Genomic DNA, 15,809 nt, shown 5'->3' on the forward strand with positions numbered 1-15,809 from the left:
TTGTACAGCTCTTAGCGATTAATTCCGCATGCTAGTCTATGGGCTGTACCGTATGTTCTTTGAAGTCAAAATGCCCAGTCCTTCGTTATGGATTAAACAAGTGTATCGCTTGATTCTGCCTGCTTCCATGAGAAGTAGTAAAGTAGTGTCGAGAGTGAAGAAGTTGATCGTCAACTCTCAACTCTTTCCTCATGACATGATATACGATGAAGATTACTACAGCAATGTAATCGAGGCCGCCGCAAATCGAAGTAGCGAAGTGATGGCCCAATCGATTATAGATGAATTCAATCCACAGAGTGTAATTGATGTTGGCTGTGGAACTGGTGCGCTGCTCGAGCGATTTCAAAAGAATGGATGTACAGTGATTGGCTTAGAATATTCCAATGCTGCACTTGTGATTTGTGATGCTCGGGGCATTAGGGCGCTTAAGTATGATATTGAGATCGGGCAAATGCCTGATCTGGGGACATATGATGTGGCGGTGAGTGTCGAAGTTGCAGAACACTTGCCTCAGGCTTGCGCAGACAGTTATGTACGCCTGTTAACTTCGCTTTCCGGTGTGATTGTTTTTGCCGCTGCGCCACCAGGTCAGGGAGGCACAGATCATGTGAATGAGCAGCCACCGGAGTATTGGATATCTAAATTTTCAGAGCATGGCTTTGAGTATTCAAGTATTATTTCGAATCGATGGAGAGATGCCTGGAAGTCTAGTGGCAAAGTCGAACTCTGGTATCACATGAACCTCTTGGTCTTCCTGAGCAGTGCTGATGCACAGTGATCTGAACAAGCCAGGGAAACTCTGGAAAACCCAGTCCACCTGCGGGACAATGGCCCCGTGATGGCCGGTCAGGGCTGTGTTGATGGGCGGCAAGCAACTCGGCTTCTCTGACTACGAGCAAACGACTGCCAAGCAACAGACCAAGCGCGAGAAGTTCCTGGCGGAGATGGAGGCGGTGGTGCCCTGGCAGGTACTGATCGCGCTGATTGAGCCCCACTACCCCAAAACCAGCAAGAAGGGTGGGAGGCCTCCTTATCCCCTGTCCACGTAGCCCCTGGCTTCCGCGAAGCGGTTGCTGAGGATTAACCTGTTGCAGCAGTGGTACGCACTCAGTGATCCGGCGATGGAAGAGGCCCTGATTGAGGTGACCATCATGCGCCGGTTTACGGCAATCGATCTGATCAGTGATCGGATCCCTGATGAGACCACGATTCTCACCTTTCGCCACCTGCTGGAGAAGCATGGCCTGGGCGAGCAGATCTTTGCGACCGTCAATGCTCACCTGAGCGCACGGGGCATGACGATGCGCCAGGGCACGATCGTGGATGCCACCTTGATTGCAGCGCCCAGCTCCACCAAGAACAGCGAGGGGAAGCGGGATCTTGAGAGGCACCAGACCAAGAAGGGCAACCAGTGATACTACGGAATGAAAGTCCATATCGGCGTCGCCCAGGATTCCGGGCTGATCCACTCCGTCGTCACCACGGCCGCCAACGTGAACGATCTCACCCCAGCTGCAGAGCTGCTGCAGGGCGGTGAGGAGGTGGTCTAAGCCGAGGCCGGTTACCAGGGCATCGCCAAACGGTCCGAAATGACGAGCATGACAGCGGAGTTCCGGGTGGCAATGCGGCCGGGACAACGCCGAGCTCTGCCCACCACCCCAGATGGAAGGCTGCAGGATCTGATCGAGACCGCTAAAGCGCACGTCCGCGCCAAAGGTGAGCATCCGTTCCGGGTCATCAGGCAGCAGTTCGGAGTTCAAAAGACCCAGCTGCGCGGGATGGCCAAGAATCGTTGCAACGTCAACGTGATCGCAGCGCTCACAAATCTGTTCTTGGCGTGGCGACAGCTGCTTGAGGCGTCATGAACGGCGGGAATGCTGTGCGTGGGGGGGGGACTGCTTGGAACTCCAAATCACGAAGAAACGGGTGACAACGAGCGGTAGAAGCCTGATGAAATGGCTGCTGCGTTGAGCCACAGGCAAACGTGGCGATTGCGACCGCTGTCCCGTGTCAATCTTCTGTTGCCCAGAGATTCCCTAGCCATGCACCCCCCCCTACACCAGCGCTCTAGTCACATGCGGATAGGTCGCCGATGGACTGAGATGGATGATGCCGAAGAGCCCTACCAGACCTGGTCGATTGCCTTATTGCGTCTGATAGGTGCCAGATGAGTGCTCCTGATTGGTGTTCAAGCACTCATGGGGAAGCCTTCCACTGGCTGGAGCATCAGGTTGGCAGACGGGATTACGGTGAGATGCCTGAGATATCCAACTTGTACAACCTCTGCTTCAAGCGATACCGAGGACTGGCAAGTGTCGATTACGGCAAGGCGTTCCGTAGCAGGTGATTGTCAGATCCGACAACGCTCCCAGACCACCGCACACACCCCTCTCCCGCAGCTCTCTGTTGGGCAAGCTGGACCCGCAGGGACTCCACTGGCAGCGCGACCGCCCCGGGCTGTTTGGGCCACGGTGGTGAAGCATTTCTTCCCCCCGTCTGGCGGCCTGCGGCCTGCTGAACCCCGGCCTACGACTGGACGACAGCCAAACGCTGGATCAGGACTCAGAACTTTCTGTGCATCTGGATGGTCAGGATCCTGCCTCCTCCTTCCCCCATCGGCGGATTACGGGTGGGATCACGGTGTTCCCCATACCCACGCCTACCTGACGGGACCGTTGCTGCACTTGCTTGATCAGGGCTCAAGCCCTGGCGACCAGAGTCTCGATGTGGGCTGTGGCAACGGTGCTCTTTGTGGGTTGCTCAACCGCCGGGTTTTCAGGTTGTTGGTGTTGACCCAAGTGCCAGCGGCATCGCAGCGGCGCGGCAATCCTTTCCCACGATTCCCTTTCATCAGGCGGCAGCAACCCCCGAGGAGATTGGGTGTTGGCTTTACCGCCTTTCGATGTGGTCATCAGCACGGAAGTTGTGGAGCATTGCTACGCTCCACGATGTTGGGCAGCCGCCACGTATTCCTGCTTGAAGCCGGGTGGCCAGCTGATCTGTTCCACGCTATATCATGGCTATTTCAAGAATCTTGCCCTCGCCCTCAGCGGCAGGTTGGATGCGCATTTCACCGCCCTCTGGGAGGGCGGGCACATCAAATCCTGGAGCCGAGATACGCTCTCTCAGTTACTCATTACTGCCGGTCTTACGGATCTACGATTCATTGGTGCGGGCCGCTTGCCGTGGCTGTGGATGTCGATGCTCGTCACAGCTCGTAGATCCTGGTAAACGCAACTCGAGAGCCATCAGCGTGGTGCTATCCGCATCAGTGCAAGTGGTAGTGCTGCCACGGGTTGATGCCAGATCAGCGAATTCCGCGACGGAGGCCGGATTTCTGCATGGTCGATGGTGTTTCTCAGTTGTGTGAACAATGGGCTGTCACGAGGACCAGCTTGATCGCTTCTCCATGTGCTAAGCGCGAAGGCGCTCCCCCAAGGACGACTAGGTGGGCTCGTGGCAGCACTAACAACGCCGAAAGAGGCGATACCATGGCATGAATTCAATCTGGATGCGGCAGAACAATTCTTGGATCACGGATCGCCCCTATTGTTGCTGGAAGAATCTGGGTGAATCGTCCCCTGGGTATTTGCTAAACAAGGAGGTTTTGGAGTTCCCCCTGAGGTTTCAGCTCAGGTCAGTTCGCTTGATGCAGGAGTTCATGCAGGAAGTCTTGGGGCTGCTGGAGGTTCCATCGCGACTGAAGCACAACCGTTGCTCATCCCATCCCGTCGCTGTCTCCGATGGCTTTTCTCGGCCGTTGGCTTGGACTTGCGCCTCAGGGCATGCGCCGACATGGCGCATTGTCGGAGCGACCCCGGGCAATTCAGCCACGAGCGGGCGCGTTTGATTAGCAACTGCCTGCTCGCGAGGCCAGCCACTTTGCATACTGCCTACGAATTGTTGAGGGAGCGGTTAGGCTGGCGATGCTCTGCTACAAGCCGGACGGCATTTCTTGATGGATCGCCAGAGTGGGTCGATCCCTGGTGTGCACGCCCTGGCCCACCTGCGCCAGCGGGCACGATGGCGGCGCAACCGCAGCCGAGCGGCGCGGGTGACGGTCGTCAATCAGTTTTTCCCGCCCGATTACGCCGCCACCGGCCAGCTGTTGGCAGACCTAACCGGCCGCCTGTCGGCGTCCGGTTTGCAGATCCAGATCCTCACAGGGATGCCGGCGTATGCCGGGCCGGCCACCGAAGCCGAGCGGATCGAGTTCGAACCCAACCGCTGCATCCGTCGCACGCGTGTGTCTCGCTTCTGGCCACGGCGCATCCGCGGCCGGGCTGTGAACAGTGTGATCTTCTGCATGCGCAGTGGGCTGCGGCTCTTGCGTTACGTGCGCCGCGGCGATCTGATCGTGTACACAAGCGAACCGCCCTACCTGCCGATTGTGGGCTGGCTGGTGCACCAGGTCACCCGCACCCCCTACCTGCTGATCGTCTACGACCTCTATCCCGATGTGCTTGAGGAGTTGCGTGTGCTCCCTGCGAGCCATTGGCTCTGCCGGCTCTGGCGCGGGCTTCATCGGCCGGCCCTCACTGGCGCCGCGGAAGTGGTGGTGCTGAGTGAGCTGATGGCCGAGCGTGTGCTGGCGCAGGCTCCCGGCATCGCCGAGAGGCTGCACGTGATCCCCAGCTGGGCTGATCCTGAGCTGATCCGGCCCTTGCCGAAAGATGCCAACTGGTTTGTGCAGAGGTATCGGCTGGAGGATTGCTTCACCGTGCTCTACTCCGGTAATCAGGGCAGATGCCATGATCTGGTCACTCTGCTTGGCGCTGCCCTGATCCTTAGAGGCAATCAGGCCGTGCGTTTCCTGATCGTGGGCGATGGGCCGCAGCACCGCCGTCTCCTGCAGCTTGCTCACGAGTGGGACCTTGGCAACGTGTGTTTTCTGCCGTATCAGGATCTTGAGGCCCTGCCCCAATCGTTGGCGGCGGCGGATCTGGCGGTGGTGAGTGTTTCGATCGAGGCGGTGGGCGTGGTGGCTCCCTGCAAGCTGTATGGCCACCTGGCCGCTGCCACTCCGATCGCCGCCATCACTCCCTCAGGTTCAGAGCTGCGGCGGCTGGTGGAGAGCAGCGGCTGCGGTCGCTGGTTCGCCAATGGCGATGCTGTCTCCCTGGCGGCGTGGATCCAGGACCTGGTGGTTGATCCAGATGCTGCCTTGGCTCACGGTGCTGCCGGCCTGGAGCTCCTGCGCCGGACCGCTACCCCGGAGCTGGTGAGCGAGCGCTATCGGCAGCTGATCTGCCGTCACTTACCGAATGGACGTGCGGTGGCCACCCTCTCGAGTCGAATGGATGTTGAGGCCACTAAGCCGCAGGCCATCAACCCCAAAGCGGCGAATGCACTTCAGGATGTTTGCTAATGGGTGAGCTCTATCGCCGCCCAATTAGTGGTTCAGCCTTGGCGGTTCAGGCAGATGCGATGCCAACGGCTAACCTGGGAACCATGAAAGTGAAGCCGCATGCAACGGATCCAGCAACCTTCAAGGGGGGCAAGCTGGCGATGTTTGGCCTTCAAGCGATTGCTGGCTTGGCGGTCATCTCGCTGAGCGATTGCCGGCCTGCAGAGGCCATCACGATCACGATCAATAACTTTACCGATGTTTATTCAGTATCTAACTGGACATCCATCCCCGGCACGGGAAGCATCAGCACGGCTGGCGCCCCCAACTCGATCCAGCTCACAAGCGGAAACAATGGGAGTAATTCCCCGAGCCAGACGAGCTTTAGCATTGTGGCTCAGGGAGCTGGCAATATTACATTTCGGTGGAGTTTCGTCACCTCAGACCGGGATGGCCCCTTGTGGGATCCTTTCGGTTACACACTGAATTCTACGTTTGTCCAGCTCACTAACAATATAGGGCCCAATTCCCAGGGTGGAACTGTTTCCGTGCCTGTTGTGATTGGTAGCGTCTTCCAGTTCACCCAGCGTACACAAGATAATCGGTTTGGTAGTGCCACTACTACGATCGATCAATTCACCGCACCCAAGTTAGTCCCAGCACCAACTCCAGGAGTGATGCTTTTCCCCTTGCTCACAGCGCTGGCAGTCTTACGCCGCCGCTACCGGCGACAATCTCTGAGGTGAGGGAAGTTGGTTGTTTGGTTGTAGAAGCTAAATCGTGTAGGCGGCAAGAGAACTATCCAGGCAGCAATGGAACGGTGCAAGTGTGAAAGAATCCCGTAGTTCAACTCTCCTCAGCAGCCGTCGAGCCACTGCCGAACTCTGCGACCCCAGCGCTGGCGGTTGGCTGCGTTCGGCAGCAGGGAACGCAAGCCTCTCTGCTTTGCCGCAGCCGCCTCGCCATCGCGGTAATAGGCGTACGAGCTACTCGGATCGAGAGCCGCCTCTCCTGCAAGTGTTCTATAGCTGCCATAGCCATAGCCATAGCCGTAACCCCCTTCGCTGCCACTGTCCTCCACCCGGGAATTCGTGAGCACACCAAGCAGAGGCGCCCCGGCGGCCTCGATACGTTTAATCGCCTCGGCCGGCAGGGCCCGGTCAACCCGGTTGAGGCTCACGAGCAGCACGATGCCATCCAGGTGCTCGGCCACCAGCGCCGCATCCGCCAGCCCTAGGGCCGGGGGCGTGTCGTAGAGCACCAAGTCATACCCGCCATGGGTGGCGATGTCCGACACCAGCTCACCCATCCGAGCCGAACTCAATAGCCGCGGTGGATCCGGCGGCCGCTGCCCTGCCGTGATCACATCCCAGTTCGGGTAGTCCGGCACAGTCTGCAGCACATCGCGCCATGCCCAGCCCTCCTCTGCGAGCAGATTGCTGAGGCCGGCGTGGTTGTCGAGGCCCAGGCGATGATGTATCTGCGGCTTGCGCAGGTCGGAATCCACCAGCAGCACGCGGCGGCCCAACTCGTGCATCGTCTTTGCAAGCAGCACGATCGCTAGGCTTTTCCCCTCTGAGGGCTGGGAACTGCTCAGCGCAAGGGATCGCAACGGCTTCTCCGTACTTAGAAATCGCAGGCTGGTATAGAGGTTCCGAAAGGCCTCTTGGTAATGGAAGCGCTGATAGCGCGCTACCCCACTCTCCTGGTTGTCAAGTTCCTTGAGCAGAAAGCGTTTTTCTGCTCTCACTCCCTCAAAAAAGGAGATGTAGGGGATATGGCCAAGCTGGGGTTTCTTCAGCTCGTCACGCACCTCTCCGGGGCTGTGGAACACATGATCGAGCCGGTCGCGCAGCAGCGCCACGCCAGCACCGGCCACCAACCCGAACAGCAAGCCCTGCAGCAGGCCCCGTCCCAGCTGCGGTTCCACGGGCGTCGAATTCACCACCGTGGGTGCGATCACCTTCCAGGGAACATTGTTCTGTGCAATCTCCAGCCTGAATTGCTCCCGTGTGCTTTGGTAGCTGGCCAGGTTGGCTTCGGCCGCCTTGAGTTGCCGCTGCAAGTCTTCGTATTCCCGCAGCAGCCCCGGCTGGCGCTCAAAGCGGCCCTCCAGCTGCTCCACCTTGGCCTGGTTCATCGCCATCGCCCCATCCAGCTTCTGGACCGCCGCATCCACGGCTTCCATCTCCTTTCTCTCCAACTGCGGCCGCAGCTGGTTGCGCGCCGCCAGGAGGTTCTGCAGGAATGGGGAGGAAGGCTGGAAGGTGACGCGGGCTGCGGCGATCTGCTTCTCGACGTTGCTGAGCTCTTCCAGGATGGCCTGATCCGGAAGGTTGACCCGCACGTTGGTGCCCAGGCCACTGTCAACACTGCCTTCAAGTCCGCTGGCGGCGCTGCTGCGGCTGTCACTGCTGAAGTCGCGCAGGCTTAGGCGCCCCGCCGCCACGTCGTCGCGTAGGCGGAGCAGCTGCTCCCGCTCCGCCTGCTGGCTGGCCAGCCGGGAGCGCAGCATGCCCACCTGCTGGCGCACCGCCGTGGCCTCCTCCGCAGGAAGCAGGACCCGGTTGGAACGGCGGAAGGCCTCGACCTGGTTCTGCAGGGTACGGAAGCGCTGTTGCAAGGCCGGCGCCTGCTCATCAAGGAAGCGCACCCCCTCGCTCAGCTTCTCGCGTCGCTGCTGCAGAGACCACTGCAAGTAAGCCTTCTCCGTGAGTGAAAGCGCACGGCCCACCAGATCCGGGTCTTTGCCGCGGGCATTCACTGCCAGCACCCCAGCTGCCAGCAACCCGGGTGCGTTGCCCCCGGCCGGCACCAGCGAGACCGATACCCCTGGCATGGCCTGGCCCGCATGGCTCTTCTGCAGTTGCTCGTACACCGGCCCCAGCACCGCCGGGCTTTCCAGCACCCGCATCAGGGTGGGCACATCAAGGCGGCTTTCATTGAGAGCCACCGAGGCGATGTCGGAGCTACCGGCTGTGCTCCCGCTGCTGCCCGAGCGCGGCTGGTTGATCGGATCGCTGATCAGGAGGGTGAAACCGCCTTGGAACACCGGTGCGTTCATTCGTTGCCAGACCGTTCGCGCCCCAAAGGCCACCGCGACCAGCACCATCGTGATCAGAAAGGGCCGACGCCTACGCCGCAGCACCCGTAACAGGTTGCCGGGGCGGAAGCCGGACTCCTCTGTATCAAAGGCCTCTGGTAGCGGAAGGGCCACCATGCGAGCTGAGGGCAGGCCCTTGGGCGGGGAGCCGCTGCTCATGGCGAAATGTCGATGGGCTGATTGTATGGGTGATCGAACGGCGCCGCCCAACCACTTCCCGTAAGGTGATCGCGTGATGGATTTCAGTGCCCGTCGGGCCGGCACACTGGCCCGCTTGAGTGCCTACACACTGCTGGTCACCTTTCTGATCACCTTGGTCGGTGGCTTGTTGCCCTTGCCGTTGGGCGATAGCCAGCGATTGTTCTCGCTGCTAACCGAACTGATTGCCAACTCCACCGTGCCGGTGGTGGCTCTCTTCCTTCTTTTTTACGGGCTCGCAGGCGAGGGTCTGCCTGCCCATTGGGAGTGGAGGTTGCTATGCGCGGTGCGGCCGTTGTTGCAGTTGGCAGCGCTTCTCTACCTGCTCACTGCTCTGGCGCTGGTGGGGGTGTTCCTTCAAGTGGAGAGCACCGCCACCGCTCACCATGATGCCGAGCTTCGGAGCGGTCTGGCCGAGCTGCAGCGGTTGCGGCAGGCCTTGCAGGCTTCCTCGGATGCCACTGCCCTCCAGCAGCTCTTAGCCAGCCAGCCGGGTCTGCTCCAGGCCGTCGATGCCAGCCAACTTGGGGGGCGTGTGCAACCTTCTGCAGCCCCGGCCCCTTCCGTGGCTGAGCGCCGGCGCCAGGCTGCTCTCTTGCTCGATCGCGCCGAGGCCAGCCTGCGTTTACAGGTCACCCGCCGCCGTGCTGATGCAAGCGGCAACCTGACCCGGCAGGTGTTGCGGTTGGGGCTAAGCGCCCTGGTTTACGCGCTCTTTCATTTGGTCTCCTCGCTGCTTTGGCCTCGCTCCCTGCTCCACACCCGCGAGAGCATCCTCGAGGCCCGTGCTGCCCGCCTCGCTATGGAGGAAGAGCAGCACGCCGAGCAGCTGTGACGGCCGTGGAGCCGGTGGATCCATGGCCTCGGTGGGAACGGTACTGCCGGCTTGCTCTCCTGGCCGGCTTGGCCTCCAGCCAGCTCACCCTCGCCGCCCGGGGGGGGGTGGGCGATTTCACGATTATGGCCGCACTTACCTGGCTGGCTGGCGCCATTCTGCTGTTGGAGCTCGAGCAGGGGGGGGGAGTGTGTGCCTTCGGGGCCATTCCGACCGGCCGGTGGTGCTGCGGTGTGCTGGCCCTGCTCTGGTGTCTGTTGGTCCTCAGCTTCGGCGGCCGCCTTTACGACCCGCTGTTCTGGCTGCTACCTCTGATGGCACTGCCTGGTCTTGCCCTGCTGGCCGGTATCGGCTGGCGGGCAACGCTGCTGCACCAGCTTGTAGTGCTCGGCCTGCTGCTGCCCTCCCAGGGGCTCTTCAATGTGGCCATCCCCGTAGCCCCGCTGGCACACGTCACCGCCCGAGTGACCGCCCAGTTGCTCTGGCTGTTCGGCCAGTCCGCGTATGCCCAGGGGGATCGCATTGTTACCACCACGCAGACGCTGCTGGTGGATGGCCACTGCACTGGCCGCAGCATCCTCGGCTTCAGCCTCGCCACCTTGGTGGTGCTTCTGATCCTGCTGCCCCTGCCCCGCCGCGGCCGCTTCGCCACCATCGCTGCATTGGCAGTAGCCACCTTCTCTGCAGTATTCCTGCTCAACGGAGTGCGCATTGCCCTGCTTGCCTTCACAATCCGGGATCCCGGACCCGGGCCATTGGCAGCATTGCGCGGTTTCGAGTTCTGGCATTCCGGCCTCGGCTCCCAGCTGTTTACCCTGGCTGCTAGCGCCCTGGTCTGTGGCACCTATGTGATGCTGCTCGAATGGCGGCTGCGCCGGCACGGACCCCGCGCAGGATGACCGCACTCCTTGATGGCTCCCAGCTTCGGCGGCGCCTGGTGCTCTGTTCCCTGGCCGGTTGGGCCTCCCTGCTGTCGCTGGAAACCCTGCTGCGCCAGCCGGGCTTTGCCCCCGCAGCCACCCTGCCACCCCAGCTGCGACTCGATGGGGTGCTGTACGCGCGTCGTCCGGCATCACCGCTGCAGCAAGACGCGCCCCAGCTGGATCTTCCTCCTGGTGTGGTGAGGCTGGCCGCCGCCCGCTACGGCGAGCACTCCGTGCTGCTACTGGGCCATACACGCAGCGGTGCAAGCGGCCAGATACCTGTGGAAGCCATCAATACTGCCCTCAGTCGTTCACCCAAGGGCGGCCGTTGTCTTGTGGTGGATGGGGCTGGCGATATACGGGCCGAGCTTGATAGCGCCGCCGATTGGTTGGCCTGGCGCCGTGCCCATCCTGCTACTTCTGCTCAGACGCTTGCATGGCTGGTGGGTCTGCAGCCTCGTCAGGCCAATCTCTGCCTGTGGATGGCCACGTGACAGCCGAATGGTCGCCCCTTGCTGCTGCTGTGGGAACTGCTTCTGCAGCCGCCTCATTTCCAACCTGGTGAGGTGGGCTGTTTGATCTGAGGGTCGGGCATGTGGGCCTCATTTGATGGTCATCATCAACCGCCGCTAGGTGAGGCTCACCGCAGCATTTTCCAGCAGCGATTGGGTGGAGATGCCTGGTTCGGGGTGTGAGCAGCAGTGCCTGGAGCAGGATCAGCAGGATCGCGCAGGCCAGCTCACTGGCACCAGAGAAGGCAAGCCGGTTCAGACGGTCCATCTGCTTCTCACCAGCCTGCACATCACCTCAGAACCCTTGCTGCAACTTGTGCGGCACTGGCGGAGGATTGAGGGCTGGCACTGGATTCATGACACCCTGCCCCATGAGGACGTTCACCGTTACCGGGGGCAGTGGTGCCGGCACGATGGCAAAGCTGCGAACTGCAGCGCTCAAACTGCTGAGGCTGGTGGATGTTTCGTCGATCCGAGCCGGTTTGCAGGCGGTGGGTGATGCATGGCATCACGGCCCTGCTGGCGATGGCGCGGCGCCAGCCAGCAACCCTGCTTTAACTTTTAGTCAGCTTTGGGGCAATCGGCTGGAGTGTGGGAACGTTCCTGTTGGAGGATGGAATCACCCGGAATAGACGCCGGCGAAAGACTGAACAACGGGAAACGTGCCTGCCTCGCGGGAGGGATTGCCGGGCCGGTCGCTGAGCAGGGGGTGCATGCCGGCGGTGTTGGCGGCGTCCAACTCCGCGATCGCATCGCTGATGAATAGAATGTGTTCGGGCTCTACCTTCAGTTGGGTGGCGATTCTGGTGTAGCTGGAGGATTCTTGTTTGGTACCGATGCGGGTGTCGAACCAGGCGGCGAAGAGTGATTGGAGATTGCCGGCAACGCTGTGTCCGTATAGCAACTGTTGCGCTTTTACCGATCCTGAGGAATACACCCCAAGCTCTATTCCCATCCGCGTCCAGCGCTGCAGCGCTGGTGGAACATCTTCGAAGAGGGGGGCGCACAGGTGGCCGGCCGCATAGCCACGTTCCCAGATGAGCCCCTGGAGATCCTTTAGCGGAGTCAGTTTCCTGTCGCACTGAATCAGCCACTTCAGATAGGGCAGCAGGCGTTGCGCCGTTGAGCCGTTGGCGCTCAATCGAGCCTTTGCCAGCAGCTCAAGCGCTTCGTTGTGATCCTCTTGCTCCCAGGCCTGCTCGACGGCCTGAAGCAGGACCTGTACTTGGGGAGTGCTGGCTTCTGCGGCAAGGAAGCCTTCCAGCTGATCTGCGGCATAGGGGAAGAGCGTGTCTTTCACAAAATCGAAAGGACAGGTGGTGCCTTCGATATCAAGAAGGATGTGGCTGATGGCTGTGCGAGCCGGGAGAGTGGACGTCATGGCTATGGCGCCGGTGTTGAGTGGGCAGATGCTGTCGGGTGCAGGGACTTGACCACCAATTCTCTCCATGCCTGATCAAGGAGGAACTCAAGAATTTCCACGTGCCGTTGGGCTGTGAACAGATTGCTGCCCCAGGCATAGAGCCCATGGCCGCCGACCAGCAGGCCATGGGGGGCGTCGTTGAGCAAAGGGGAGGCAAGGTCACTCAGCCGACGCAGATCCTGGTCGTTCGGTACCACCGGCAGCACCACGCGGCTGTGATGGGTGGTGATGCCTTCAAGTCCCTTCATCATCTCCAGCCCTTCAAACACAACCCCCGCAGGGCCATGTTCGTTGTGCTGTTGGCTCTGGAGAGCCAGGCGCGAAAGCAGGGTTGCCGCCGGTGAATGGGTGTGGAGCACAGCCCCCGCACCGCAGGTGTGCACGATCTCCAGGTGCAAGAGCGTCTCTGCGCTGGCCTGTCCGTTGCCCTCCACCACAGCGCCCGCTTCGTTCACCTGCACCAGGTCGGCGCCACGAACAGAACCTTTGTGGATCCCGCTGGGCGCCATGAGCAGCCGCAGAGGATCCCTGCTCAGTACGCAACTGAAATTGCCACCGGTGCCATCACACCAGCCGCGGCGATGAAGGTCCTGGATCAGGCTGGCCAGAGCCTCAGCGGTTGTGGGTGGATCGAAAGGCATCGGCAGATTGCAGCCCTTCAATGCTGGCAGGACGGGCACCAGTGGGTTCCTCGCCCAGCCAGCCGCTCCCGTTGGATTGGTGTTCCGCACGTCCGGCAGGGCTGGCCGCCGCGTCGGTACACCCAGGCCATGCCGCCGTAGTTGCCGTTGGTGCCGCTGAGATCTCTGAAATCGCTGAAGGTGGTGCCTCCCGCTCCGATGCTCGTTTGCAGCACCCGCACCACGGCCTGGTGGAGCCGGTGAAGCTGCGCCACCCCAAGCCTGCCGCTGGGGGTGTGCGGATCGATGCCCGCGGTGAACAGAGATTCATCGGCATAGATGTTGCCGATGCCGGCCACCAGCGCCTGATCCAGCAGGGCGTTCTTGATCGGTCGCTGCGACCCCTTCAGGCGTTGCCGCAAGTAGGCGGCGTTGAACGCCGCACTGAACGGTTCAGGACCGAGACGGCTGAGGCCGTGCATCACCTGGCTGGGCTCGCATCCCGCAGGAATCCACCACATCTGGCCGAAGCTGCGCGTGTCCACGAAGCGCAGTTCGTGACCCTGGAAGTCGTGGAACCGCACGCGCGTGTGGCTGCATGGTTCGCGCTCGTGATCAAGCCACTGAAACTGGCCTGTCATGCGCAGGTGCACACCCCACAGGCCGGCGGGCTCGCCATCGCGGCTGAGGCTGGCCAACAGATACTTGCCACGGCGCTGCCACAGACCCACCTGGGTGCCTTCAAGGGCACGACAGAACGCTTCGGGGTCGGCGGGATGGGCCACAGCCCTTGCTCTCAGCACACTGACGCGCTCCACAGTGAAGCCCGCCAACTGTCGCTCGAGGCCGAGACGCACGGTTTCGACTTCAGGCAGCTCCGGCAAGACGGTTTCTGGCGCGTTGCTTCAGGCTCCCATGCCGGCGCGCCGAGCCCACAGGTGCGGGGCTGCCTCTGGGGTTGCCCGCGTCGAGGGGGAGTAGGCGGCCAGAGGAACGCGCACGCACAGAACAGCCCAAGGCTGTAGGGGGACTGATGGATCGAGCTGGGGAATCAAGCCCGAGATGGCAGTGACGTCTCTGATCTGCGGTTGTGCAGCTGGAGAATGGTGGATAGACCACTCAAGCCAGCTGCTGGATAGGGGCGGCCCCAGCGGTGGGGCCCGGCGTGTTGGATTGGCCTGGGAAGCGAAGGCTTCGGGTTGGGAGAGGAAGGCTTCAACTGAGGGCCGCAGGCTCAGCAAACGCAACACCAAGGTGAGCTGATGGAAGCCCCTGCAGGGTGATAACGGCCAGTGAAAAAATGCTGCTTCTACGCAGGCGACTGGTGGAGAGAATCCCTGTGGATCAGACCGTGTGCGGGGGCAGCCCTGCAGATGCTGGATGTGCCCCCGGGATTGGGACTCAGGCCTTCTCGAGCTCGGCTTCGGAGAAGTTGTTGGTATTGATGCCGCCTTCCGAACCGCTGAATCCGGTGTAGTTCACTTTCTCGAAGCGCACCACCACGGGGTAGCGGATGCCGGAGGTGTCGATCGACGCCACGGTGCCGACGTCGTTGAACCAATAGGACTCGGGTCGCTTGATGCGCACTTTGTCGCCGCGGGAGATGGCCATCGCTGCGCTGGAGAAGGTTGATTGCCAGTCGGAAGATACCCGAGGCCGGCGGGCCCAACGGTGCCCGTGTCATGAATCGTCGTCGCCGGAGCAGGGCCGCCATGGGGGCGGGCGGAGCGTGGCACGATCGGCTGCTGCCGCCCCGCCGTTGTTGGAGCCCCCCATCCTCGATCTCGAGCTCCCCGATCCCCAGCGCGACGACATCAGCACGATGGAGTTCCTGGCGCGGCTGGAGGAGGCATGGGGGGTGTGCGACCGCTTCGACCTGCAGACGGAGATCTGGCGGGGACGCATCCTGCGCGCTGTGCGCGACCGCGAGGTTCGCGGCGGTGAGGGTCGGGGTACCGGCTTCCTGCAGTGGCTCAGGGAGCGGGAGATCAGCAAGACCCGGGCCTATGGGCTGATCCAGCTGGCGGAGTCTGCCGAAAGCCTGGTGGGTGATGGGCCGCTGGAGCAAAGCAGCGTCAACAACTTCTCGAAGCGCGCCTTCCTCGAAACGGCCCAGGCCGACCCGGAGGTGCAGCTGATGATCAGCGAAGCGGCCAATGAGGGGCAGCAGATCACCCGCAAGCAGGTGCGGCGCCTCTCTGATGAATTCACAGCGGCCACCAGCCCGCTGCTGCCGGAGGAGATCCGCCAGCGCACCCAGGAGAACCTGCTGCCCCCGCGGGCGGTGGCGCCGCTGGTGAAGGAGCTGGCCAAGCTGCCCGAGGCCCAGCAGGACGATCTGCGCCAGGCGCTGCGCGATGAACCCGAGCTCGACCGGGTCAGGGACGTGACCAGCACGGCCCGCTGGCTGAGCAAGGCGGCCGAGGCCGGGGCTGCGGTGCGCGCCTTTCAGCAAGGGGAGCTGCAACTGGAGAAAGCCCTGCAGGAGGCTCAGCGGCTCGACGCTCTTGGTTTGCTGGCCGATGCGGTGGGGCAGGCCCAACAGCTCGAAAGTGCCGTGCTGAAGCTGCACACCAGCTGGCGACGGCTGGGGGGATTGCAGGAGCGTCTCTGGGTGGAGAGCGGCAGCAGCACGCCCCACCTGCGGGCCATGCTGACCGTGCTCCAGAGCCTGAGCGGTAGCACCCTGCGGGTGTCGTTGGGGGAGCTGGCCGGCGGCAAACGGGTGCGGCTGCAGCTGGTGGAGGAGAGCCCCGACCAGCTGGACGCACCGCCGTTGCCATGAGCCTGCCTGGCCACCAGATCTGGGGCCGCTAAGGTCGGGCCGCACCAGGGCTGTGGTCGG

The 15,809-nt window shown here is 61.9% G+C and carries 13 protein-coding genes and 1 pseudogene; 9 read left to right on the top strand and 5 right to left on the bottom strand.

The window, feature by feature from the left end:
• Positions 1 to 52 precede the first annotated feature (52 nt).
• The 5 genes and pseudogenes from CJZ80_RS00140 (at position 53) to CJZ80_RS14790 (ending at position 6,096) form a co-directional block, all read left to right on the top strand.
• Positions 53 to 781 (top strand): class I SAM-dependent methyltransferase, encoded by a 729-nt coding sequence (locus tag CJZ80_RS00140; protein ID WP_158217387.1) that lies wholly within the window; start codon positions 53 to 55, stop codon positions 779 to 781.
• Positions 782 to 863: 82 nt separating this feature from the next.
• A pseudogene (locus CJZ80_RS00145) lies at positions 864 to 1,868 on the top strand (IS5 family transposase).
• Between the two features lie 1,015 nt (positions 1,869 to 2,883).
• On the top strand, positions 2,884 to 3,234 hold the full coding sequence (locus CJZ80_RS15845; RefSeq protein ID WP_094509989.1) for a methyltransferase domain-containing protein: 351 nt from the start codon (positions 2,884 to 2,886) through the stop codon (positions 3,232 to 3,234).
• Positions 3,235 to 3,961: 727 nt separating this feature from the next.
• Positions 3,962 to 5,371: a glycosyltransferase family 4 protein gene (locus tag CJZ80_RS00155; RefSeq protein ID WP_094509991.1), complete on the top strand. Its 1,410-nt coding sequence runs from the start codon at positions 3,962 to 3,964 to the stop codon at positions 5,369 to 5,371.
• Positions 5,371 to 6,096 (top strand): hypothetical protein, encoded by a 726-nt coding sequence (locus CJZ80_RS14790; protein WP_144036855.1) that lies wholly within the window; start codon positions 5,371 to 5,373, stop codon positions 6,094 to 6,096. The genes CJZ80_RS00155 and CJZ80_RS14790 overlap by 1 nt, the downstream gene beginning before the upstream one ends.
• Positions 6,097 to 6,206: 110 nt before the next feature.
• Here CJZ80_RS14790 and CJZ80_RS00160 read toward each other — a convergent pair whose 3' ends face one another.
• Positions 6,207 to 8,612 (bottom strand): polysaccharide biosynthesis tyrosine autokinase, encoded by a 2,406-nt coding sequence (locus CJZ80_RS00160; protein WP_094509993.1) that lies wholly within the window; start codon positions 8,610 to 8,612, stop codon positions 6,207 to 6,209.
• Between the two features lie 76 nt (positions 8,613 to 8,688).
• On the opposite strand from CJZ80_RS00160, the gene CJZ80_RS00165 reads away from it, so the two are divergent.
• The 3 genes from CJZ80_RS00165 to CJZ80_RS00175 all read left to right on the top strand — a co-directional run bounded on the left by CJZ80_RS00165 (position 8,689) and on the right by CJZ80_RS00175 (position 10,903).
• Positions 8,689 to 9,486 (top strand): hypothetical protein, encoded by a 798-nt coding sequence (locus CJZ80_RS00165; protein WP_094509995.1) that lies wholly within the window; start codon positions 8,689 to 8,691, stop codon positions 9,484 to 9,486.
• Between the two features lie 68 nt (positions 9,487 to 9,554).
• Positions 9,555 to 10,385 (top strand): archaeosortase/exosortase family protein, encoded by an 831-nt coding sequence (locus CJZ80_RS00170; RefSeq protein WP_144036856.1) that lies wholly within the window; start codon positions 9,555 to 9,557, stop codon positions 10,383 to 10,385.
• Entirely contained in the window at positions 10,382 to 10,903 is a 522-nt protein-coding gene (locus tag CJZ80_RS00175; RefSeq protein ID WP_094509999.1) for a hypothetical protein, read from the top strand. The genes CJZ80_RS00170 and CJZ80_RS00175 overlap by 4 nt, the downstream gene beginning before the upstream one ends.
• Positions 10,904 to 11,540: 637 nt before the next feature.
• Here the strand turns inward: CJZ80_RS00175 and mtnC are convergent.
• The 4 genes from mtnC to CJZ80_RS00200 all read right to left on the bottom strand — a co-directional run bounded on the left by mtnC (position 11,541) and on the right by CJZ80_RS00200 (position 14,575).
• The gene (mtnC, locus tag CJZ80_RS00185) at positions 11,541 to 12,302 is read right to left on the bottom strand and encodes an acireductone synthase (RefSeq protein ID WP_094510003.1); all 762 of its coding nucleotides are present in this window, start codon (positions 12,300 to 12,302) and stop codon (positions 11,541 to 11,543) included.
• A gap of 2 nt (positions 12,303 to 12,304) precedes the next feature.
• Positions 12,305 to 12,985, bottom strand: coding sequence for a methylthioribulose 1-phosphate dehydratase (gene mtnB / locus CJZ80_RS00190; protein WP_094510408.1), 681 nt, complete (start codon positions 12,983 to 12,985; stop codon positions 12,305 to 12,307).
• Positions 12,986 to 13,002: 17 nt separating this feature from the next.
• Entirely contained in the window at positions 13,003 to 13,848 is an 846-nt protein-coding gene (locus tag CJZ80_RS00195) for a DNA-formamidopyrimidine glycosylase (protein WP_094510005.1), read from the bottom strand.
• A 517-nt stretch (positions 13,849 to 14,365) separates the two neighbouring features.
• Complete coding sequence (locus tag CJZ80_RS00200) at positions 14,366 to 14,575, bottom strand: photosystem I reaction center subunit IV (RefSeq protein WP_094510007.1); 210 nt, start codon at positions 14,573 to 14,575, stop codon at positions 14,366 to 14,368.
• A 211-nt stretch (positions 14,576 to 14,786) separates the two neighbouring features.
• Between CJZ80_RS00200 and CJZ80_RS00205 the strand changes: the two genes are divergently transcribed.
• The gene (locus CJZ80_RS00205; protein WP_233132729.1) at positions 14,787 to 15,749 is read left to right on the top strand and encodes a hypothetical protein; all 963 of its coding nucleotides are present in this window, start codon (positions 14,787 to 14,789) and stop codon (positions 15,747 to 15,749) included.
• The last annotated feature ends 60 nt before the right edge of the window (positions 15,750 to 15,809 follow it).

The sequence above is a fragment of the Synechococcus sp. MW101C3 genome (genome assembly GCF_002252635.1).
Classification (GTDB): domain Bacteria; phylum Cyanobacteriota; class Cyanobacteriia; order PCC-6307; family Cyanobiaceae; genus MW101C3.